This is a genomic window from Rothia mucilaginosa, from assembly GCF_964211445.1.
Classification (GTDB): domain Bacteria; phylum Actinomycetota; class Actinomycetes; order Actinomycetales; family Micrococcaceae; genus Rothia; species Rothia mucilaginosa_E.
In genome coordinates this window covers 23,819-45,229 of record NZ_CAXOQT010000014.1, presented here as the reverse complement: position 1 = coordinate 45,229, position 21,411 = coordinate 23,819, and the positions used below count along the sequence as shown (strand labels likewise).

The window sequence follows — 21,411 nt, the reverse complement described above, 5'->3', positions numbered from 1 at the left end:
TTAACTCACATTACTCAAGCGGTTTAGAACGGCTCGACAACTAGTGCCGCCGGGAGCTGCTCCCACCACAGGTACCAGTCGTGCTGACCGTAGAGCGCCTCCACGAGCTTGTCGAAGCCGCGGTAGACACGCACCGGCATCGCCGAGGAAACCATCGTGTGCTCGACCGCCAGGATCTCTGCGTCGCGGCGGGTCGTGACCGGCACAGGCGTGTAGAACTCGATAAAGTCCGAGGCAATAACAGCCGGGTAGGCGTCATCGCGTTCAAACCAGTAGCGGGCGATGGACAGCATCGCCTCGGGGCTGGGGCTGGAGTCCCACCCGCCAAAGGGCAGGTAGGCGAAAACCCCTGATACGTCCCGCAGCGGCAGGTCCATAATCAGCAGTTCCGCGGCACGGTCAATGTCGGTTGCTTTGACCTTCTCATTGATGATGCCAGCGGTCAGCCCGAAGGGGTACTCAGCCTTCAACGGCGTGCCGATGTCGTCTTCGCCGAGTTCGCCATTCTCCATGAGGCGGCGGTAGGTCTGCAGGTAGGCGCTCTCGTTCAGGTGCCGGAAGGCTTCGTGCGCGGCAACTTCTACACCGACTTGTTCCAGGTAACGCTGCTGGTCGGTGATGAGGTCGTGTGCGTACCGCTTGATGGTGTCGGCGGTGATGTTCTGCACGGGCGTTGAGGTGCGCAGGGAGACGTTATTCTCAATGGTCCCGAGCAGGGTCGGGTCGAGGGCAACCACGATGGGGGTTGTTCCCCGGTTCTTGCCCTCGTAAAGGTGTTCGAGGTATCGCCGGTTAAGTTCGGCTCGTGGGGCGCCGTGGCGGATTCGCTCGTGTGGGTAGGGGTACAAAGCGACGAAGCGCTCGTAGAGCTCTGCCATGGTGTTCTCCGATGTTTGGTTGCCCCCAGTTTAGCGCGTATTTTCGCGGAAAAATACGGGTTTTTGGAGGTTTTAGGAGGGCACGGAGGGCGGGTGATTTTTTCGTTTGATGAGTGTGTATCGGTGTGTGCTAAACACGCTTAAACTGCCTTTGTGTTGGGCGGTTTGTGCGGCGATTTTCGTCAGAAAAAGTTAGAAATTTTTCGCCACCATGTGAGATTTTGGGCGGGTTACGCCGGGCGGTACAAAAGGGTTCGGCGGACACTTTCGCGGAGGTGACGGGCGCCTCCAGCGGGGCTATCTTGAACCGCAGATACACGGCTGAACGGGCATCAAACCCACCATTTTTTGGGGGGGGGGGAAACACCCTGTATTATTCTTCGGCGCGTCATATTTGACGTATTAGGGGCGTTTCGGGCGAGTTCTCTAGCCGCCGCGTAGCCGCTGGCGTAGAGTGTTGGTACCAGCTACCGTTCCGTATCGGCTTTGCGCAACGTACCGGCACGGTGGCGGGTGCCGTGAACTCGCAAGAGTTTTAACCAATGGAGGTTCTCATGTCGAATAGCTACTACAAAGAGATGATTCGCCTGGCTGACAGCATTGCTGATAAGGCGCATGAGGGGCAGACTGACCGTAACGGCTGGCCCTACATCTCCCACCCCCGCCGTGTGGCTCTTGGGGCGCGTAAGCTTGCCTCTGAAATGGCTGCCGCCGTTCATCCCGATGTGTCTTTGGAAGAGCTGAAGACCGAGGCGCAGATTGTGGCGCTACTGCATGACACGGTGGAAGATACCGGCGTTTCCCTCGCATATCTGGCGCGTCATTTCTCGGCGCGTATTGTGGATGCGATTGAGGCGTTGACTCGCCGCCCGGGTGAGTCTCGTGAGTCGTATCTGAGCCGGGTGCGTGTGAATGATTTGGCTCGTCTGGTGAAGCTTGCCGATATTGCGGATAATACTGACCCGCAGCGTTTGGCGCTTCTGGAGGAACCGACTCGTACCTGCCTCATGATTAAGTATGAGCACTCGCTGAAGCTGCTGCACCTGAACGACTAGGTTCAAGGCTGACCATATAGAAGCCGCCCGGTATGGATTGTGTTCCATGCCGGGCGGCTTCTATGAATCATCTATTGAATTAGTCCAGGTGAGAGATAGCGTACTCCGCTTCTTCCTCGGTGAAACCTTCAATGGAAGAAGTCAGCTGAGAACGGATTGCTTCAGGAGACATGTTCATCGTCTTCTGGTAGCTCTTTGCGCTTTCCAGGGCATTTGCGTTCCAGTCAGCCTTCATATTGTCCACTGCGTACTGAGCAGCTTCTGAACTGACGGGATCAGGTTCACTAGTCAACCAGTTGTGCATGCCTCGTTTAGACATATTCGCCGCGTAGGAACATGCCTCAGCTTTCTCCAATGCAAACTTATATTCATCTTTTATCCATAATTGGTCAGTAAGAACTAGGTCATCGCTATGAGGCCTGGGGTCCGACTCAACCCAATCAACAACGGTGAAGACAGGCAACGAAAATGCAGCGCCCGTAACGACGCATTCACCCTTACCCAAGGTTGGGATTACGTCAAAAGATGCCCTGTCCAGCGTTGGCATTGTTCTTTCAATCATTCGCAGATCAAGCTCGTTAACAAGCCTGTGAATAAAATAGTTATGAATCTGAGAAACGATAGTTGGTGATACATCTGCTGGCCGTTGACTAGAAAGTGTCAGATAGAAGCCAAACTTTCTGCCTTCCTTGATAATTTCTTCAAATACGTCAAGTCGATAATCCCTCCAATGATCCCCCACTTCACCCGAATTAGCATTCAAAATATTATGCGCTTCATCAATGATAAGATGGGATGTTGACCCACTGACCTTTTTATCTTTTTGTTCACCATACATCATCTTTGCAAACAACATAGGTATCATACGCTTAATACTCTGATTTGCATTCAACAAATCCACAACAATGAGATTACTGAGCCCTTGCAGACCTTTTTCATCCACAGAGATAACTTTCTTTAAATCCTTTAAAGCCACACCTATTCTTTTCATGAGGGGATCAAGATGCTCTCGCTGAACTTCTCCCCAAGCAGTATTATGAATATAAGAAAATTTCAAAATATATATTAATCGATCTATTGGATTAGATTCTTTCATCCGGTTACTCAATGAACTTAAAAGATACTTATATATGGAGCCTTTTTGCTGATTGCTCACAATAGATCCGTGGTTAAAATAACAATCAGTACCCGATAATCCAACTAGAGATAGTGCATAATTTTTATCGGACACAGTTTTAGTCTGCTTAAACAACACTTCAGGACATAGGTATGGATCGTTTTCTAATCCATGGTTACATGCACACTGATTAGAATACTGGACACTTAAATCCGGGTTACAAAAGTCACAATTTGTACAATTTTTCTGATATTGCGTAAATTGTCGATAGGTATCAATCCATTCTTCCAAAGCATCACCCCGGCTACCTTCTCTTGTAACCAAAAGTCTACAAAATGTTCCAATTATAAACTTGGCATACTTTTCCCAATCACCCTTCATCTTATTATAATAACTTAAAGTATTTTTTATAAACGGTACTTGAGTTGCAGGACGGGCATCAAAAAGCATGGCAAGAATCTCTGGATCAAATATATAATCATCATTTATGGGAATCTCATCTGAGTTATTTGATCGCGTAGACAGACGGTATACATTCTTTTTTTCAGAAGGAACACCGAAGGAAGCATCATGAGAATATTCGCCATTGAAATCAATGACAATAAATTTTGATTTTTCTAGCGCTCCATCTCCATACTCTGACCTAAAGAGATTGAGATACAGGCGATGCAGGGTATTTGATTTACCACTACCAGTGTTTCCAAAAACACCAATATGTGAAGCGAAAATACGATTAATCGGGATATTAACTTCCTGATCACCTAGAAGGTCTTCACCAATACGAAGTGACGGGACGTTCTCGCCCAGGGAATACATTGCAGCATAGTCATCCTGGCTAATCCAAGATACTTTATTGCCAACCATCGGGACGTATCGCGATGTTACCTGAAAATTACCACCCTTTACAGTACCAATGCTCTTAGCCTTGATAACCCTATTAATAGAATCCTTAGAATAACGGTTATCAAACTCTTTACTGCCAATAGAATTTTGCTGGTCGATAATTTTTTCTGAAATGACCTTAGCAATAATTCTGACATTACCCTGGAGAATGGATATAAAGGAACCAACCTTAGGGCCAGGAAGAACCTGTCCCTCCCATAAAATATTGGCATCATTCACCATGTCATACATAGCCACCTCTGCAATAGCAGAATCCACAGAAATGACAATACCTATATACTTATCCATTTAATTATCTCCAGACTTCAGAATCTTCGTAACAATATCTAAAGTTAACTTGTTTTCCTTCGTATCCCAAGGTCCATTTACTGGAATATCCCGTGGCTCAATAAACCTTAGATTCTTATATTCTCTGCCCTCACACGCCAAATTTTTACGGATGTCCCTTTTAGTACTATTATTTGAGTAGCAGAATATGTACACATTCAACTCTTTGTTCCGCAGCGCTCGCTGCATCATTTTAACGATATGCTCATCCTGAAACGAAAATCCAATAACAAAGAGAACACTTTGCGGCTTATCCAGTTCCGTTTGAAAAATCCTTAACATATCATGAAAATAGTTTTCTTCAAAGGTCACTCGAGGTTCATGGCCATCAGGGTTAACAACAACAGGATTATCAACAACTTCTGTTTTAATCTCAATGTTATCACTTTCAACCTTTTCCCAGTTAACCGAACCATGAGGCTTAATAAGCGAAATGCTAGGAATTTCATCGACATAATTATTAGACGGACCTCGATAAGAAACCGTTCGGTTGAAGTTTGAGCTGTCTAGAACCCTCTTAAAATATCCTCGTGCCCCATCATTAATAACAAATGTCTCAGTTTTAGAAACCTCATCAAGGGCATTTTCAATAAAAAGATCGTAGTTGGTTGTAAAAATATTAATGTTTCGCGGATTCTGACGAGAGTTCATCCTGTTCATCAGACTAATAACTTCACGCATAAATGAGATATATATTCCAGAAACAGGGTCTATTTTCTCACGTTTTTCTGTATCTTCCCGTTCTTTTTGCTCCTGTTTCTTCTGTTCTTTCGCTGTTTGGTCCGTGTGTTCCTCTTGCTGTTCTGAGCCGCCCTGACCTTCTTTAGCATCTTCTTCATTAGTAAGGGGCTGACCAAGAATCATCTTACTCACCCTCATGACGTCTTCTATGAGTAGATCATTTCCCCTTTGTTTACATTCATCACAATATTCTTTATCTTTGCAGCAAGTTGGAGATTTTTCTTTTTTATCTTCATTTATATTTCTTTCTCTCCAAGCATCCTCCCAGTATTTACTCATCCTACCGATTGCTCCCACCGAGCAACCTGAACCGATCAGAAAATTCACATTCTTGCTGACCGCGACCTCGCAAATCTCTTCCAGAATATGCATATCCCCTCCTATGGAAATATGGTTAACAATATCCTTCTCAATATAGCTTCATCATGGTGCACGGTCAAAGCCCCTAAAGCACACAAAAATACCCGCCCGGTGCCGAAGGCATACACCTTCCGCACCGGGCGGGCACCTATCTGCGAGTCAGGAGCTTAGATGTTGAAGCCCAGCGCGCGCATCATATCGCGGCCGTCCTCAGTAATACGCTCCGGGCCCCACGGCGGCATCCAAACCCAGTTCACACGCCAAGAATCAACCAGGTTATCCAGGTTCGCCTGAACCTGTTCCTCAATAACCTCCTGCAACGGGCACGCCGCAGTGGTCAGAGTCAGGTCCAGAATGAGGGTTCCATCCTCATCCCAGCGCAGACCGTAGAGCAGACCGAGGTCAACAATATTGACGCCAAGCTCCGGGTCAATGACCTCCTTGAGGGCTTCCTCAATCTCTTCCTGAGGAACACGACCCTGCACAGTCTCAGTCATAGTCCTATCTTTCTGTCAGAATCCGGTAAGAGAAGAAGCTTACTTCTTACCCACGTAAGAAACGTAGCCCTCTTCTTCCAGGCGGTCAGCCAGCTCGGGGCCGCCCTGGTCAACCATCTTGCCGTCCACGAACACGTGCACGAACTGCGGCTTGATGTAGCGCAGGATGCGGGTGTAGTGGGTAATCAGCATGACGCCCATGTCGTTTGCCTCGTGCGCACGGTTCACACCCTCAGACACGATCTTCAGTGCGTCAACGTCCAGACCGGAGTCGGTCTCGTCCAGGATGCCGAACTTGGGCTTGAGCAGCTCCAGCTGAAGGATCTCGTGGCGCTTCTTCTCACCACCGGAGAAGCCCTCGTTCACGTTACGTGCGATGAAGTCGGGGTCAATCTCCAGGTTCTTCATGGCTTCCTTAACGTCCTTGGTCCAGGTACGCAGGGAGGGAGCCTTGCCGTCCACAGCGGTCTTAGCGGAACGCAGGAAGTTAGACATGGTCACGCCGGGAATCTCAACCGGGTACTGCATAGCCAGGAACAGGCCTGCGCGTGCACGCTCGTCCACGCTCATCTCGGTGATGTCCTCACCGTCGAGCAGGATCTGACCGGAATCAACCTGGTACTTGGGGTGGCCAGCAATGGTGGAAGCCAGAGTGGACTTACCGGAACCGTTCGGGCCCATGATGGCGTGAATCTCGCCCGAGTTGATGGTCAGGTTAACGCCCTTCAGGATGGGCTTGGTGGTTTCGTCGTCGAGGATAACCGAGACGTGAAGGTCCTTGATTTCAAGGGTAGACATTGATTTCTCCTGGTAAAGCTTAGTTGTTGCTGAGGGCGAGCTCTGCCTCAAGGGCCTCGGTGAGCTGCTCTTCAAGTTCGGGAACACGAATCTGCTGAATAATCTCGTTCAGGAAGCCGCGCACGACCAGACGGCGTGCCTCAGCCTCCGGAATACCGCGAGCCTGCAGGTACCACAGGTGCTGCTCATCGAGCTGGCCAGTGGTGGATGCGTGGCCGGCGCCCTCAATCAGGCCGGTCTCAATCTCCAGGTTCGGCACGGAGTCGGCGCGGGGGCCAACTTCCAGCAGCAGGTTACGGTTCAGCTCGTAGGTGTCGGTGCCTTCTGCATCCTTACCAATCAGAACGTCACCAACCCATACGGAGTGCGCACCCTTACCCTGCAGCGCACCCTTGTAGGTCACGCGGGACTTGCAGTTGGGTACGGAGTGGTCCACGAACAGGCGGGACTCAATGTGCTGGCCAGCGTCTACGAAGTACAGGCCGTACATTTCAGTCTCAGCGCCGGGAGCGGTGAACTTGGTGGAGGGGGTCACGCGCACCAGGTCGCCGCCGAGGGACACCACAACGTGCTTGAAGCGTGCGTTGCGGCCCAGCTTAGCGTACTGTGCGGAGGCGTGGATTGCGTCGTCAGCCCACTGCTGGACGGACACGACGTTCAGCTCAGCCTCGTCGTTCACCACGAACTCAACGTTCTGCGACAGGACGGTGGAGCCGGTGTGGCGGATAACCACGACAGCCTTCGAGAAGGGCTTAGCCTCAATCACGATGTGCTGTGCGGCTGCCTCGTTACCGGTGCCGGTGATGTCGATTTCCACGTGCTCGGACAGCTCAGCCTCGGCGGGGATGGTCACCACGGTCGCCTCGGTGAAGCTGGACCATGCGTTCGCCGCCACGCGGTCCTCGGGGATACCTGCGGAGCCGATGCGTGCATCCTCGCGGGAGACGGTCTCAACCTGAACCTGCTCGGGTGCGGTAATCTGCGGTGCCGGTGCGGTGCCGGTCAGCTTCTCCAGGTGCAGGCCGCCCAGACGCTTCAGCGGGGTGAAGCGCCAGTCCTCTTCACGACCGGTCAGGGGCGCGAAGTCCTCCACATTGAAGGAGGTCTTACGCTCTGCACGGGATGCTTCGAGTACCTTCTGGACGTTGTTCGGGTTGGAGCCCTGGTGGTGTGCCTCGGTGGCGCGCAGCAGGGTGTCATCGTGGGCGAACTCGGTGGCGAGCTTCTCGCCCTCCTGGTCCATGCCGGGGATGATCGGGGAGTGGTAACCCAGGGTTTCTTCGTTGGTCGGCATTAGCCCACAGATCCTTCCATCTGAAGTTCGATCAGGCGGTTCAGTTCGAGTGCGTACTCCATCGGCAGCTCGCGGGCGATAGGCTCAACGAAGCCGCGGACAATCATCGCCATTGCTTCTTCTTCGCTCAGGCCGCGCTGCATCAGGTAGAACAGCTGGTCCTCGGAGACTCGGGAAACGGTCGCCTCGTGACCCATGGTCACATCGTCCTCGCGGACATCCACGTAGGGGTAGGTGTCGGAGCGGGAGATGGTGTCCACCAGCAGGGCGTCACAGACCACGGAGGACTTGGAGTGCTTAGCGCCCTCACGCACCTGAACCAGGCCGCGGTATGCGCTACGGCCGCCGTTACGTGCCACGGACTTGGACACAATGGTCGAGGAGGTGTTCGGTGCAATGTGAACCATCTTCGAACCGGTGTCCTGGTGCTGACCCTCACCTGCGAATGCGATGGACAGGGTCTCACCCTTAGCGTGCTCGCCGACCATGTAAACAGCCGGGTACTTCTGGGTGACCTTCGAACCGATGTTGCCGTCCACCCATTCCATGGTGGCGCCCTCGTGCGCAACCGCACGCTTGGTCACCAGGTTGTAGACGTTGTTCGACCAGTTCTGGATGGTGGTGTAGCGAACGCGTGCGTTCTTCTTCAGCACAATCTCAACCACTGCGGAGTGCAGGGAGTCGGACTTGTAGATGGGGGCGGTGCAGCCCTCAATGTAGTGAACGTAGGAGCCCTCGTCAGCGATGATCAGGGTGCGTTCGAACTGACCCATGTTCTCGGTGTTAATACGGAAGTACGCCTGCAACGGGATTTCCACGTGAACTCCCGGGGGAACGTACACGAAGGAGCCACCGGACCACACAGCGGTGTTCAGTGCGGAGAACTTGTTGTCACCAATCGGGATGATGGAGCCGAAGTACTCCTTGAACAGTTCGGGGTATTCGCGCAGACCGGTGTCGGTGTCGACGAAGATTACGCCCTGCTTCTCCAGGTCCTCACGGATCTGGTGGTACACGACCTCAGACTCGTACTGTGCAGCCACACCCGCGACGAGGGAGTTACGCTCCGCCTCGGGAATGCCCAGGCGTTCGTAGGTGGTGCGGATGTCCTCGGGCAGTTCATCCCAAGAAGCCGCCTGGCCCTCGGTCGAACGCACGAAGTACTTGATGTTGTCGAAGTCGATTTCGGAAAGATCCGCACCCCAGGTGGGCATGGGCTTACGCTCGAAGAACTTCAGCGCCTTCAGACGCATGTCCAGCATCCACTGGGGTTCGTTCTTCTTCGCAGAGATGTCGCGCACGACGTCCTCGTCCAGGCCGCGCTTTGCTACCTGGCCTGCTGCGTCGGAGTCTGCCCAACCGTACTCGTAGTTGCCAATGCCCTCGAGTTCGGGGTTCATCTCCAGGATCTCTGAAATGACGGTGTCGTTGGCGTTCTGCCCAACTTTCTCAGTCATTACGGCCTTTCTTCGATGGTTATTACATTTCTCTCCGTCACCTGCCGGTTGCAGGCGCGGTAGTTTAGGGGCTGATGCCGCGCTCAACCACGACGCGTAGCGGTGCGTGGCGCGGGCGGGATTCAGCGTGCGGGTCGCACCCCTTTGGGGTTCATCGGGGCGTGCCGCCGGGTACTGCTGTGAGCGTTACGCGGAAGGTTTCTCTGCGGATTCCTCGGCGTTCTTCTCGCTCTCGGCGGTGACGCGGTTCAGGGGCACGTGCGTGGTACACACGTGAGCACCCGAAGCCATGGTCGAGAGCCTACGCACATCAACGCCGAGCAGGTCGGAAATAATCCCGGTTTCCTGTTCGCAGAACACCTGGAAGTCGCCAGCGAGGTCGCGTACCGGGCAGTGGCCCTGGCACAGCTGAATACTCGCAAGGAAATGCTCGGGAACAGTCCGCCCTGCAGGAGGCGCGGTGACCTGAGCAGTCGCCACGAAACCGTCCTTGCTCATGGCTTCTGCGAGCGCCTGCGCTCGGGCTGCTACGTCGTCTCCGGCGGCTTCTACGACGGGTCGGTAGCGGGCTTCCATTTCTGCGGCGCGGGCGGAGGCGAAAGCTTCGAGGGCTTCCTGGCCGACCGTGTCGCGGAGCATTTGTAGGGCGTCGCGGGCGATGATGAGGTAGTCGTTGCCGAGGCGTTCGTGGCCCTGGGGGGCAATCACGTAGCGGCGGGCGGGTCGTCCGGCTCCGGCGCCGTGCTTCTTGATGGGCGCAACCTCAATCATGTTGTTGGATTCGAGGGCGTCGAGGTGGCGGCGTACTGCTGCGGGGGTGAGGCTGAGGAGCTCACCGAGGGTTGCTGCGGATACGGGGCCATTGTTGAGAACTTCGCGGAGAACGCGGTCCCTGGTGCGTTCTTCTGCCTCGGCTTTGCGCTTGGATGTGCGTGCCGCGGAGGACTTGGTACTGGAAGCACCAGTAGAGCCCGAGGCGGCGGTTCGGGTGCCGTTTCGGGTCTGCGCCTCGTTCGTTGAGGCGCGCTGAGAGGTCTTATTCACGGAATACACAAATAAAGTATGTCCTAATTACTTTTTCTTTGGCTAGTTAGGTACCCCTACTTGATAACTTTTCAACCTGAAGGTGAACATTTGAGTCGTAACGGGTGTGCCTTAAACGTGAGTTAGGGCATAAGATGAAAGGTGCACATACGCTCATTCATCGAAAAAATCGAAAGTGACTGTCTATGGAGACCACCACCGCGGGCCAGCAGGACCACCCGGGGCGTGCATCCGCCGCACCAACGGCGCGCACTGAGCACCACACGGAGCCCAGCGCCTCCCCCACCGCACGACGACGCACCATCGCAGAAGAACCAGCGCTCAGCATTAAAGACCTCATCAAAGAGTTCAAGCCCTCACGCGCCTTCCGCACCAAATACCCCGAACGGCTCACCGCCAGCGGGCTCTACCGCGCCGTCAACAAGGTCAACCTGCGCGTCTTTCCCGGTGAAGTGGTCGTCCTGCTTGGCGCTAATGGTGCCGGCAAAACCACGACCCTCGCCTGCGCACAGGGCCTGCTCAAGCCCACCCGCGGTACCGTGCGCCTCCTCGGCGAGAACCCGCTGCAGGCGGACCCGGAGCTGCGCGCCAAGGTCGGCATTATGCTCCAGGACGGCGGTCTGCCCAACGCCATGCACCCCATCCCGCTGCTCGAGCATATTTCAACCATGTACACCGACCCGTACCCGGTCGAAGAGCTCGTGGAACGCTTAGGCATTGACACTTTTAACGGCACCACGATTCGTCGCCTCTCGGGTGGTCAGAAGCAGCGTGTCTCCCTCGCCGCCGCCCTCATTGGCCGCCCGGACGTGCTCTTCCTCGACGAACCCTCCGCGGGCCTGGACCCGCAATCCCGCAACGTCGTCTTCGACATCATTCGTGAACAACGTGAACTCGGCACCGCCATCGTGCTCACCACGCACCTGATTGATGACGCGCAGAAGCTCGCCGATTACGTCTACATCATTGAAAACGGCACCACGGTTCAGGAAGGCACCGTCTCCGAGCTCATCGCCAGCGACGGCACGAACCGCCTGCAGTACACCCTGGATGCCCCCACCCCCACCCGCGAGCAGCTGCTGCCCGCGCACCTACGTGCCGGCGTGGAGCTCATCGAGAAGGTGCCCTACACCCCGGCTCGTGACGGCGCGCCCTCTGTGCCCGGCGAGTACGAGCTGGTCGGCACGTTGCGCCCCGAGCACCTGGCTGCGTTCACCTCCGCTCTCGCTGAGCATTACCTCATGCCCATTTCTCTGACCATGGAACCGAAGACTCTTGAGGATGTCTTCCTCGACATTTCAGGACGTGATATCCGATGAGCAACACCGCACGTAGCAACAACGAGCGAGCAGAACTTCAGGCAGAAGAGAACCGGGCGGAAGAACGCCATATGGAAGAACGCGCCGCGAACGCCCGTCCCAAGGTCTCCACCATTGACGAAGACGAGGAGTACATTCCCCCGCGCGCGAACTACCCGCTCGTGCGCGTCATCGAGCAGGGCCGCTACGAGACCATGGCAATGCTCCGCAACGGCGAACAGCTAATGCTGAACATTATTTTTCCCGTCATGGCGCTTATCGCCCTGCGTTTCACCGGTCTGATTGATGAGTACGCGAACTCGGTCGGTGTATCCCGCATGGACGCGGCGGTCCCCGGCGTTCTGGCGCTCTGCGTGATTTCTACGGCGCTGTCCGGTCAGGGCATTGCCACCGGTTTTGATCGCCGCTACGGTGTGCTGCGATTCTTGGCGACCACTCCCCTGGGCCGCAACGGCCTGATCATGGGCAAATGCATTGCGGTGCTCGTGGTCGTGGCGATTCAGTTCACGCTGGTTGCGGTGCTCGGCTACGGTCTGGGGTGGCGCCCGGACGCTATCGCCGTCTCGCGCTCCATCATCACGATGATCATGGGTGCTGGCGCATTTACGGCGCTGGGCCTGCTCATTGCCGGTACGGTGCGCGCGGAGGCGACCCTCGCCATCGTGAATATTGCCTGGGTCATTCTTGCCGGTGCCGGCGGCGTGGTGTTCCCGTTGAAGTCCTTCCCCGACTGGTACGCCGGAATTGTGGCGTGGTCGCCCTCGGCGGCTCTGGGTGATGCGTTGCGCGGTAACTTCATTCAGCATCAGTGGCTTGCCGACCCGCACTGGGTCCTCATTGTGTGGACCGTGGTCATTGGGTTTGTTGCCTCACGTAAGTTCAAGTGGTCCGACTAGAGGCAGCACAAATACAGACAGTGCAAGCGCAGACAGCGCTTCTTCTAATCGCAGATTAAAAGGCGGGCGCCGGATATGTTCCGATCCATATCCGGCGCCCATTCATATAACACAAACCTTTAGCCTCAAACGCGCATAGAATATGCAGTCCGCGACTAAAAGAAAGCACCCTCCTCCAGAACCTTTTATCTCACCACCACAGTAAGATAATCAACGGTTCTTACGCGGAGGAGGGGCTTCAATCACCGAGATGCAGACCGACCCAACCACTGTTTCGGTCTGCAACCTTCCTGCTCAACCTTAACATGAGCTTCACCACTTACACAAAAATTGTTACGTTACTGAACAATATTCAGCGCATAGCTCAGAAACACAGCTCAAACGTGCACCACGAAATCCGCGGAGCCCGCGTTATAGCGTCGCTTTTTCTCCATCTCAGCACCGTATCACCCTGTGAATGTCTGCATTCACACACCGGATACTTCCGCCCAGTGAACTATCCTGTTAAAACGAAAGGGTCGAAACATCCTCCGGGCACCCCGCACACAGCACCCGTGTGCCCCGCACCTACCCTGGTACCTACCCGGTCACCTACCGGCGCGGGAATAAGCGCCCCCGAAGGCACGTTACACCCGACGGACAGCGCGCTAGCACAAGCCTGCTGGCGCATCCACTCACGTTGTGAAAGGACACCCACGTGGCAGAGAACTTCCAGTGGACAGAAACCGACCAGCGCGCCGTAGATACCGCACGTATCCTCGCCGCAGACGCCGTAGAAAAGGTCGGATCCGGCCACCCCGGCACCGCAATGAGCCTGGCGCCGGTCGCCTACCTGCTCTTCCAGAAGGTCATGAACCAGGATCCCTCCGACGACCGCTGGGAAGGCCGTGACCGCTTCATCCTCTCCCCCGGCCACACCTCCCTCACCCTGTACACTCAGCTGTTCCTCGGCGGCTACGGCCTGGAAATGAAGGACCTGGAAGCCCTGCGCACCTGGGGTGCCCTCACCCCCGGCCACCCCGAATACAAGCACACCAAGGGTGTAGAAATCACCACCGGCCCGCTCGGCCAGGGCCTGGCATCCGCCGTTGGTTTCGCCTACGCACAGCGCCGTATGCGCGGCATGTTCGACCCCGAAGCAGCGCCGGGCACCTCCCCCTTCGACCACCACGTCTACGTCATTGCCTCCGAGGGTGACGTGCAGGAAGGCGTCACCGCCGAGGCGTGCGCGCTCGCAGGTCACCAGGAGCTCGGCAACCTGATTGTCGTGTGGGACCGCAACCACATCTCCATTGAGGAAGACACCGACGTTGCCTTCACCGAGGACGTAGCAAAGCGCTACGAGTCCTACGGCTGGGATGTTCAGCGCGTGGACTGGACCCGCACCGGCGACTACGTTGAGGACGTCGCAGAACTGTACGCCGCTATTGAGCGTGCGAAGGCTGTCACCGACAAGCCCTCCTTCATCGAGCTGCGCACCATCATCGGCTACCCCGCCCCCACCAAGCAGAACACCGGCGCAGTGCACGGCTCCAAGCTCGGTGCCGAAGAGGTCGCCGCAACCAAGGAACTGCTCGGCTTCGACCCCGCCAAGAGCTTCTTCATCGAGGAGAACGTCCTGGCACACACCCGCCAGCTCGTTGAGCGCGGCGCTGCGGCACACAAGGCATGGGACGAGAAGTTCGAGGCATGGGCTAAGGCAAACCCCGAGCGCGCCGAACTGTACAAGCGCCTCGTCGCAGGCGAACTGCCCGCAGACTACAAGGCTGCCTTCCCCGTGTTCGAGGCTGGCACCTCCGTGGCAACCCGCGCGGCATCCGGCACCGTCATCAACGCTATTGCTGACACCTTCCCCGAACTGTGGGGCGGCTCCGCTGACCTCGCCGGTTCGAACCTGACCACCATCAAGGGTGCAGAGTCCTTCAACCCGGCATCGCGCAGCACCGAAGACTGGACCGCGAACCCCTACGGCCGCGTGCTGCACTTCGGTATTCGCGAGCAGGCTGCCGCAGCTATCGTGAACGGTATTGTGCTCTCCTCCCCGACCCGCGCGTTCTCGGGTACCTTCTTCGTGTTCTCCGACTACCAGCGCCCGGCTGTTCGCCTTTCCGCGCTGATGGGCGTTCCCGCGCTGTACGTGTGGACCCACGACTCCATCGGCGTGGGCGAGGACGGCCCCACCCACCAGCCCATTGAGCACCTCTCCTCCCTGCGCGCTATCCCCGGCTTCGACGTGGTTCGCCCCGCGGACGCTAACGAAACCGCTGTCGCATGGCGCACCATCTTGGAGAAGTCCGACCGCCCCGCAGGTATCGTGCTCTCCCGCCAGAACCTGCCCGTTTGGGCTCGTGAAGACGTGCACGCAGACGCTGAGGGTGAGAAGTTCGCTTCCGCTGAGGGCACCGCACGCGGCGGCTACATCATGGCTGACACCGAGGGCACCCCGGACGTCATCCTGATCGCTACCGGTTCCGAGGTTGAGCTGGCCGTTCAGGCTCGCGCAACCCTCGCAGAGCAGGGCATCGCCGCCCGCGTGGTTTCCATGCCTTCGCGTGAGTGGTTCGCCGAGCAGAGCGAAGAGTACCGCGAGTCGGTTCTGCCCTCCTCCGTGGCAGCGCGTGTCTCCGTCGAGGCTGGCCTGGCAATGAGCTGGTACGACCTGCTCGGCACCGCCGGCCGCGCCGTGTCCATCGAGCACTTCGGTGCATCCGCCGATGCGAAGACCCTGTACCGCGAATTCGGTATCACCGCGGAAGCTGTCGTGGCGGCCGCTAAGGAATCCATCGAGGCCGCTAAGTAGGCAATAACAACGCCGCGGTAACTGCCGCGCACACTGCGCCCCCTCCTGTGCGGGCTCCTCTGTACGGGCGCCTCTGTACGGGTGGGGTGCAGGCGCAACGGGTAGGCTCCGGCTGACCTCTCAGCCGGAGCCTCCCGCCGCCCAGAAGATTTCACTGATATCTCAAATTTCAATTTCGACAAAGAATCGAAGGTTTTCACATGTCTGAGTCCACTCAGAAGCTTTCCGACGCCGGTGTCTCCATCTGGCTTGACGACCTCTCCCGTGAGCGTCTGACCAGCGGCAACCTCGCCGAACTCATCAAGACCCACAACGTCGTCGGTGTGACCACCAACCCCACCATCTTCGCTGGCGCGCTCTCCAAGGGCGCCGCATACGCTGAGCAGATGCGTGAGCTTGCCGCCGCCGGCGCAAGCGTTGAAGAGGCAGTCTTCGCCGCAACCTGCGACGATGTGCGCGCAGCCTGCGACGTGTTCGCACCCGTCTACAAGGCATCCAACGGTTTTGACGGCCGCGTCTCCATCGAAGTTGACCCCCGCTTGGCACGCGACGCCGAAGGCACCGCCAAGATGGCACGTGAACTCTACGAGCGCGTGGGCCGCGAAAACGTCATGATTAAGATCCCCGCAACCCAGGAAGGCCTGCGCCCCATCGCGGAGACCCTGGCTGCTGGCATCAGCGTGAACGTGACTCTGATCTTCTCCCTGACCCGCTACCGCGAGGTCATCAACGCCTACATGCTCGGCCTGGAGCAGGCACTGGAGAACGGTAAGGACCTGTCCACCATCCACTCGGTCGCATCCTTCTTCGTCTCCCGCGTAGACACCGAAATCGATGCGCGCCTCGAAGCTGCCGGCGGCGACGCTGTGCAGCTCAAGGGCAAGGCAGGCCTGGCAAACGCACGCCTCGCCTACGAGGTGTTCGAGGAAATGTTCTCCTCCGAGCGTTGGGCACGTCTGCAGGCACACGGCGCGAACGTACAGCGCCCGCTGTGGGCATCCACCGGTGTGAAGGACCCGTCCCTGCCGGACACCCTGTACGTCACCGGCCTGGTTGCCCCCAACACCGTGAACACCATGCCCGAGGCAACCCTGAACGCTGTTGCCGACCACGGCGAGGTTACCGGCAACACCATCGTGCCGAACTACTCCGAGTCCAACAACGTTCTGGACGCTATCTCCGCTTACGTCTCCTACCCGGAGGTCGTGGAGAAGCTCGAGGTTGAGGGCCTGTCCAAGTTCGACGTCTCCTGGGAAGAGCTGCTGCAGACCGTCCGCGAGGCACTCGAGCAGGCTAAGTAGCCGCACCCCAGCAGCCGCTGAAATATAGCGCGGCACTAAACACTGTCGGTGTGCACCGCCCGATGCGCACCGCGGCACCGCATCCTAATCCGCCGGGGTTCCCGCCAGAGCTTCACCGTTCGGGGAATCTCGGTGGATTAGGGTGCCACTGAGACAATCCCGTCAAAACCGGTACAATACAGGGTACACACCTTCCAGAATGCGGCATCGCCTCCGCGCGACAAGGTACGAACCGCGCGCCGCACGAACCAACCAAGGCAATCAAAGGAATATATTGTGACTATCGGTCATGAAGCGAACCCCCTCAGGGACACTCGCGACCGCCGCATTACCCGCATTGCGGGGCCGTCCGCGCTCGTCTTCTTTGGCGTAACCGGTGACCTGGCCCGCAAGAAGCTGCTTCCGGCAGTGTATGACCTCATGAACCGCGGTTTGCTCCCCCCGAGCTTCGGCCTTGTCGGCTTCGGTCGCCGCCCCTGGAGCGATGACGATTTCCGCTCCTACGTACGCGAATCCGTTGAAGCACACGCCCGTACCCCCTTCCGCGAAGACGTATGGAACCAGTTCCAGCAGGGCATGCGATTCGTCGTAGGTGCCTTTGACGACGACGCAGCCTATGAACAGCTCAAGAGCACCCTTGCCGAACTCGACGAGCGTGGTGCTCACGGCAACCACGCCTTCTACTTGTCGATTCCCCCGAAGGCATTCGAGCAGGTCCTCACCAAGCTCGCCGAACACGACCTCGCATCCCGCGATAACGACACCGTCAACCCTGTCGACGGTTGGCGCCGCGTGGTCATTGAGAAGCCCTTCGGACACAACCTTGAAAGCGCACGCGAACTGAACTCCATCGTGGAGGCAGTCTTCCCGCCCGACGCCGTGTTCCGAATCGACCACTACCTGGGCAAGGAAACCGTGCAGAACATCCTGGCGATGCGTTTCTCCAACCAGATGTTCGAACCCCTCTGGAACTCCCACTACGTTGATCACGTCCAGATCACCATGGCTGAAGACATCGGCATCGGCTCCCGCGCAGGCTACTACGACGGCGTGGGTGCGGCCCGCGACGTCATCCAGAACCACCTGCTGCAGCTGCTCGCCCTCACCGCCATGGAAGAGCCCCTCAGCCTCGACGCAAAGCACCTGCGCGCCGAGAAAGCGAAGGTCCTCGAAGCAGTCCGCATCGACGACCTGCCGAACTCCTTCGCGCTCGGCCAGTACGCCGCAGGCTACCAGGGCGGCGAGCACGTCAACGGCTTCTTCGACGAAAACGACATCCCCGCAGACTCCCGCACCGAAACCTTCGCAGCGCTGAAGGTGTCCATCGCAAACCGCCGCTGGGAAGGCACCCCCTTCTACCTGCGCGCCGGCAAGCGCCTGGGCCGCCGAGTCACCGAAATCGCCGTGGTCTTCAAGAAGTCCTCCGACCGTCTCTTCGGCGAACGTGAAAACCCGCAGGTCGGCCAGAACGCCATCGTCATCCGCGTGCAGCCCGACGAAGGCATGACCATCCGATTCTCCGCGAAGGTGCCCGGCACACAGATGGAAATCCGCGACGTCAACATGGACTTCGGCTACGGCCACTCCTTCACCGAAGAGTCCCCCGAAGCCTACGAACGCCTCATCCTGGACGTTCTGCTCGGCGAGCCGCCGCTGTTCCCCCGCCACGAAGAAGTTGAGCTCTCCTGGAAGATCCTCGACCCCTTCGAAGAGTACTGGGAAGAAAACCGCATTAAGCCTGAACCCTACGAGTCCGGTTCGTGGGGTCCGCGTTCAGCACACGAGATGCTTGAGCGTGACAACCGCGCTTGGAGGCGCCCGTGATCTCGCACCTGCATAACACCACCGTTTCCGCCATCAACAAGGAACTGAGCCACCTGACTGCCGCCAACGGTAGCCTCAGCAGCGGACGAGTACTCACCCTCGTTGTTCTCGCGGAAAAGGGCCACTCCCGCGAAGCAATGCGCGCCGCAATTCGTGCCTCCCACGAACACCCGAGCCGCATTATTGTGCACATCTCCCACGATCCGCTCGACCCGGACCAGCTGGATGCAGAAATCCACCTCGGCGGCGACACCGGCGCATCCGAGATGATTGTTCTGCGCGGCTGGGGTAGCGCATCCCGCCCGACCGAGGCGCTGATTTCCGGTCTGCTGCTGCCGGACTCCCCCATCGTGGTCTGGTGGCCGCACTCGGTACCCGAGAACCCGGCACAGCACTCCATCGGTCGTATCGCGCAGCGCCGCATCACCGATTCGGCACGTGCAGCAGACCCGAAGGAAGCCCTCAAGCACCTCGCCGAGGTGTTCCGTGCCGGCGACACCGACCTGGCGTGGACCCGCCTCACCCTGTGGCGCACCCAGCTGGCAGCGCTCATGGAACAGATGCCCTCCTCCCCCGTGCGCCGCGTGGTCGTGTGGGGTTCGGGCAAGTCCCCGTCCGTGGTGCTGCTCGGTACGTGGCTCGGCTGGAAGCTTGAAGCGCCCGTGCACCTCGCCACCATTGGCGCGGCAAACCGCGGCCTGTACCGCGTCAGCATCGAGCGTGAAGACGGTTCCGTGACGATGTTCCGCCCCGGTATTTCCGTGGCGACCATCTCCACCCCGTACGCGCCCGATCAGCAGATTGCGCTGCCGGTGCGTACCCTCGCCGAGTGCATCTCTGAGGAGCTGCGCCGCCTCGACCCGGACGACACCTACGGTGACGTACTGAAGCAGGCACTGCGCACCGTAACCCTCGTGGACGACACCTGCCAGCCTGAAGACATGCTGGACCTCGAAGAATACCCGGAGGTTTTCGATGCCTAAGATTCAGAACATGGGCGCATCCACCCCCGTCCTGGTGGCGCACCCGACCCGCGACGCTCTCGCAGCGGACGCGGTGACCCGCATCCTCGACATCATTGAGCACGTGCTCTCTGAGCGCACGATCGCCCACATTTCGCTGACTGGCGGCACCATGGGTATCGCCACCTTGAAGGCGTGGGCTGAGAACGAGCGTGTGAAGGATATTGACTGGTCGCGCGTGCACTTCTGGTTCTCCGATGAGCGTTTTGTGCCCGAGCGTAGCCCCGAACGTAATGACGGTCAGGCTATTGAGGCGCTGCTCGCTCCCCTGCTGTCGCACGGCCTGGTTGTGGGCAATGTGCACCGCATGGGTCCGTCCGATATTTTCACCGGTCTTGAGGCTGCTGCCGAGCACTACGCTTTTGAGATGCGCGACTACGCCGGTTCTGCACCGGCTGTGAGCGTGCAGATGCCTGAGGGCGCAACCGAACTGCCGCTGGCTGGCGGTCACGGTGGTGGCACAGGTCACGAGCATGGCGGCTCCGGCGGCTGTGGTTGCGGTGGCGGCGGTTGTGGTTCGTCCGCACCGGAGCAGTCCATCGAAGAGACCACCCTGGACGAATTTGACGTTGAGGCTGCTGAGCCCGCAGGTGGTTGCGGATGCGGCGGCGGAGGCTGCGGTGGTGGCGGTGGCGGTGGCGGCCAGTGGCCCGCACCGGTCTTTGACATCACCCTGCTGGGCATGGGCCCGGACGGCCACATTGCGTCCCTGTTCCCGGGCCGTAAGCAGGTTCTGCTGGGTACCGGCCTGCCGGAGGACCCGGTTGAGGGCGGTAAGGCCGTGACTGTGATGGTTTCTGATTCGCCGAAGCCTCCGGCTGAGCGCGTGTCGGTGACCCTGCCGATCATCAATAATTCGCGTCATATTTTCTTCCTCATCACCGGTGAGGATAAGCAGGATGCGACCAGTCGCCTGCTGGCTGGCGCGAAGCTGGACGCTGAGGATCTGAACGCGGAGCTGCTGCTGGAGACCCCGGCGGTGGGTGCTCGAGGTAAGAAGCAGACCCTGATTTTTGCAACCGAGGAGTCTCTGGCTCCTGAGAACCGCCCGTAAGGTTCGGTTCTGAATCAGTTCTAACTGCATCAAGATTAAAGAGTGGAGCCCCGGATAGGTGACTATCCGGGGCTTTTCTCTATGGTTTTTGAACCAGTCCGAAATGGTACTAGAAGTGGTACCATGAAGTATGCCGAGTATTGAAGATTTAGTCGCGAAGATGGCCGCCAGCCCTCAAAACGTTACTTTCACTCAACTTCAAAAGGTATGTACTCATTTCTTTGGAGCGCCGCGTATCCGCGGATCTCACCACTACTACAGCACTCCCTGGCATGGTGACCCTATTGTCAATATTCAGCAGGGAAACTCTGGTAAAGCAAAGAAATACCAAGTCAAGCAGGTTCTAGCAGCCATTCGAAAACTGGAGAATAACGATGACTAATACTCTCCCCCGCCAAGAGCTCTACACCTACCGTGTCGAGTGGTCTGAAGACGACCAGGAATTTGTCGGAACCGTCGCCGAATTCCCCAGCCTCTCATACCTGGCACCGACCTCGACCGAAGCATTCGCAGGTATTCGAGAAGTCGTCGCCGATACCCTCGAAATTCTTGAAGAAGACGGCCGCGAGGCACCCGAACCGTTCTCCCTGCGTTCCTTCTCGGGACGATTCAACCTACGTGTTTCACCGCAATTGCATCGTCGTTTGGTTCAGCAGGCAGCGCTTTCTCACCAGAGCCTGAACCAGTACGTGAGCCAACAGCTCGAGGCAGTCGCCTAAGTAAG

At 57.5% G+C, this 21,411-nt stretch carries 18 protein-coding genes; 10 read left to right on the top strand and 8 right to left on the bottom strand.

The genetic code is table 11. From position 1 onward, the window contains the following. Positions 1–23: 23 nt before the first annotated feature. Positions 24–878: a DUF4253 domain-containing protein gene (locus tag AB8E48_RS04930; protein WP_368885952.1), complete on the bottom strand. Its 855-nt coding sequence runs from the start codon at positions 876–878 to the stop codon at positions 24–26. A gap of 554 nt (positions 879–1,432) precedes the next feature. Here AB8E48_RS04930 and AB8E48_RS04925 point away from each other — a divergent pair. Continuing rightward, positions 1,433–1,933: an HD domain-containing protein gene (locus AB8E48_RS04925; RefSeq protein WP_313968966.1), complete on the top strand. Its 501-nt coding sequence runs from the start codon at positions 1,433–1,435 to the stop codon at positions 1,931–1,933. Between the two features lie 79 nt (positions 1,934–2,012). Here AB8E48_RS04925 and AB8E48_RS04920 read toward each other — a convergent pair whose 3' ends face one another. From AB8E48_RS04920 to AB8E48_RS04890, 7 genes are all read right to left on the bottom strand, one after another. Continuing rightward, entirely contained in the window at positions 2,013–4,211 is a 2,199-nt protein-coding gene (locus AB8E48_RS04920; protein ID WP_368885951.1) for an Ltp family lipoprotein, read from the bottom strand. A gap of 30 nt (positions 4,212–4,241) precedes the next feature. After that, positions 4,242–5,393 (bottom strand): SIR2 family protein, encoded by a 1,152-nt coding sequence (locus AB8E48_RS04915; RefSeq protein WP_368885950.1) that lies wholly within the window; start codon positions 5,391–5,393, stop codon positions 4,242–4,244. 155 nt (positions 5,394–5,548) lie between these two features. Then, a complete protein-coding gene (locus tag AB8E48_RS04910) occupies positions 5,549–5,878 on the bottom strand; it encodes a metal-sulfur cluster assembly factor (RefSeq protein WP_060824818.1) in 330 nt (109 codons plus the stop codon). Between the two features lie 39 nt (positions 5,879–5,917). Continuing rightward, positions 5,918–6,676: a Fe-S cluster assembly ATPase SufC gene (gene sufC / locus AB8E48_RS04905; protein ID WP_005509109.1), complete on the bottom strand. Its 759-nt coding sequence runs from the start codon at positions 6,674–6,676 to the stop codon at positions 5,918–5,920. A gap of 19 nt (positions 6,677–6,695) precedes the next feature. Continuing rightward, positions 6,696–7,970 (bottom strand): Fe-S cluster assembly protein SufD, encoded by a 1,275-nt coding sequence (sufD, locus tag AB8E48_RS04900; RefSeq protein ID WP_368885949.1) that lies wholly within the window; start codon positions 7,968–7,970, stop codon positions 6,696–6,698. Then, positions 7,970–9,427 carry a Fe-S cluster assembly protein SufB gene (sufB, locus tag AB8E48_RS04895; RefSeq protein ID WP_070830766.1) on the bottom strand — a complete coding sequence of 486 codons (1,458 nt, stop codon included), beginning with the start codon at positions 9,425–9,427 and terminating at the stop codon, positions 7,970–7,972. The genes sufD and sufB overlap by 1 nt, the downstream gene beginning before the upstream one ends. 186 nt (positions 9,428–9,613) lie before the next feature. Further along, on the bottom strand, positions 9,614–10,480 hold the full coding sequence (locus tag AB8E48_RS04890) for a helix-turn-helix transcriptional regulator (protein ID WP_070830764.1): 867 nt from the start codon (positions 10,478–10,480) through the stop codon (positions 9,614–9,616). Between the two features lie 176 nt (positions 10,481–10,656). Here AB8E48_RS04890 and AB8E48_RS04885 point away from each other — a divergent pair, with 176 nt between their 5' ends. From AB8E48_RS04885 to AB8E48_RS04845, 9 genes are all read left to right on the top strand, one after another. Then, positions 10,657–11,790 carry an ABC transporter ATP-binding protein gene (locus AB8E48_RS04885; protein ID WP_368885948.1) on the top strand — a complete coding sequence of 378 codons (1,134 nt, stop codon included), beginning with the start codon at positions 10,657–10,659 and terminating at the stop codon, positions 11,788–11,790. Next, entirely contained in the window at positions 11,787–12,686 is a 900-nt protein-coding gene (locus AB8E48_RS04880; protein WP_368885947.1) for an ABC transporter permease, read from the top strand. Before AB8E48_RS04885 ends, AB8E48_RS04880 begins: the two co-directional genes overlap by 4 nt. 697 nt (positions 12,687–13,383) lie before the next feature. Then, a complete protein-coding gene (gene tkt, locus AB8E48_RS04875; protein ID WP_368885946.1) occupies positions 13,384–15,486 on the top strand; it encodes a transketolase in 2,103 nt (700 codons plus the stop codon). Positions 15,487–15,686: 200 nt separating this feature from the next. Further along, positions 15,687–16,787: a transaldolase gene (gene tal / locus AB8E48_RS04870; RefSeq protein ID WP_070604268.1), complete on the top strand. Its 1,101-nt coding sequence runs from the start codon at positions 15,687–15,689 to the stop codon at positions 16,785–16,787. Positions 16,788–17,063: 276 nt separating this feature from the next. After that, a complete protein-coding gene (zwf, locus tag AB8E48_RS04865; RefSeq protein WP_049347574.1) occupies positions 17,064–18,611 on the top strand; it encodes a glucose-6-phosphate dehydrogenase in 1,548 nt (515 codons plus the stop codon). After that, a complete protein-coding gene (locus AB8E48_RS04860) occupies positions 18,608–19,594 on the top strand; it encodes a glucose-6-phosphate dehydrogenase assembly protein OpcA (RefSeq protein ID WP_049347008.1) in 987 nt (328 codons plus the stop codon). Before zwf ends, AB8E48_RS04860 begins: the two co-directional genes overlap by 4 nt. Beyond that, positions 19,587–20,687 (top strand): 6-phosphogluconolactonase, encoded by a 1,101-nt coding sequence (locus AB8E48_RS04855; protein ID WP_368885945.1) that lies wholly within the window; start codon positions 19,587–19,589, stop codon positions 20,685–20,687. The genes AB8E48_RS04860 and AB8E48_RS04855 overlap by 8 nt, the downstream gene beginning before the upstream one ends. 130 nt (positions 20,688–20,817) lie before the next feature. Further along, positions 20,818–21,069 (top strand): toxin HicA, encoded by a 252-nt coding sequence (locus tag AB8E48_RS04850; RefSeq protein ID WP_049337750.1) that lies wholly within the window; start codon positions 20,818–20,820, stop codon positions 21,067–21,069. Then, on the top strand, positions 21,062–21,406 hold the full coding sequence (locus AB8E48_RS04845) for a type II toxin-antitoxin system HicB family antitoxin (protein ID WP_070635253.1): 345 nt from the start codon (positions 21,062–21,064) through the stop codon (positions 21,404–21,406). Before AB8E48_RS04850 ends, AB8E48_RS04845 begins: the two co-directional genes overlap by 8 nt. The last annotated feature ends 5 nt before the right edge of the window (positions 21,407–21,411 follow it).

What these genes read in the sequence shown, in the direction of transcription:
- AB8E48_RS04850 (WP_049337750.1), top strand. Translation starts at nt 20,818, where the DNA reads ATGCCGAGTATTGAAGATTTAGTCGCGAAGATGGCCGCCAGCCCTCAA.
- AB8E48_RS04880 (WP_368885947.1), top strand. Translation starts at nt 11,787, where the DNA reads ATGAGCAACACCGCACGTAGCAACAACGAGCGAGCAGAACTTCAGGCA.
- AB8E48_RS04930 (WP_368885952.1), bottom strand. Translation starts at nt 878, where the DNA reads ATGGCAGAGCTCTACGAGCGCTTCGTCGCTTTGTACCCCTACCCACAC.
- AB8E48_RS04855 (WP_368885945.1), top strand. Translation starts at nt 19,587, where the DNA reads ATGCCTAAGATTCAGAACATGGGCGCATCCACCCCCGTCCTGGTGGCG.
- sufD (WP_368885949.1), bottom strand. Translation starts at nt 7,970, where the DNA reads ATGCCGACCAACGAAGAAACCCTGGGTTACCACTCCCCGATCATCCCC.
- tal (WP_070604268.1), top strand. Translation starts at nt 15,687, where the DNA reads ATGTCTGAGTCCACTCAGAAGCTTTCCGACGCCGGTGTCTCCATCTGG.
- AB8E48_RS04925 (WP_313968966.1), top strand. Translation starts at nt 1,433, where the DNA reads ATGTCGAATAGCTACTACAAAGAGATGATTCGCCTGGCTGACAGCATT.
- AB8E48_RS04915 (WP_368885950.1), bottom strand. Translation starts at nt 5,393, where the DNA reads ATGCATATTCTGGAAGAGATTTGCGAGGTCGCGGTCAGCAAGAATGTG.
- sufB (WP_070830766.1), bottom strand. Translation starts at nt 9,427, where the DNA reads ATGACTGAGAAAGTTGGGCAGAACGCCAACGACACCGTCATTTCAGAG.
- AB8E48_RS04910 (WP_060824818.1), bottom strand. Translation starts at nt 5,878, where the DNA reads ATGACTGAGACTGTGCAGGGTCGTGTTCCTCAGGAAGAGATTGAGGAA.
- sufC (WP_005509109.1), bottom strand. Translation starts at nt 6,676, where the DNA reads ATGTCTACCCTTGAAATCAAGGACCTTCACGTCTCGGTTATCCTCGAC.
- AB8E48_RS04845 (WP_070635253.1), top strand. Translation starts at nt 21,062, where the DNA reads ATGACTAATACTCTCCCCCGCCAAGAGCTCTACACCTACCGTGTCGAG.
- AB8E48_RS04885 (WP_368885948.1), top strand. Translation starts at nt 10,657, where the DNA reads ATGGAGACCACCACCGCGGGCCAGCAGGACCACCCGGGGCGTGCATCC.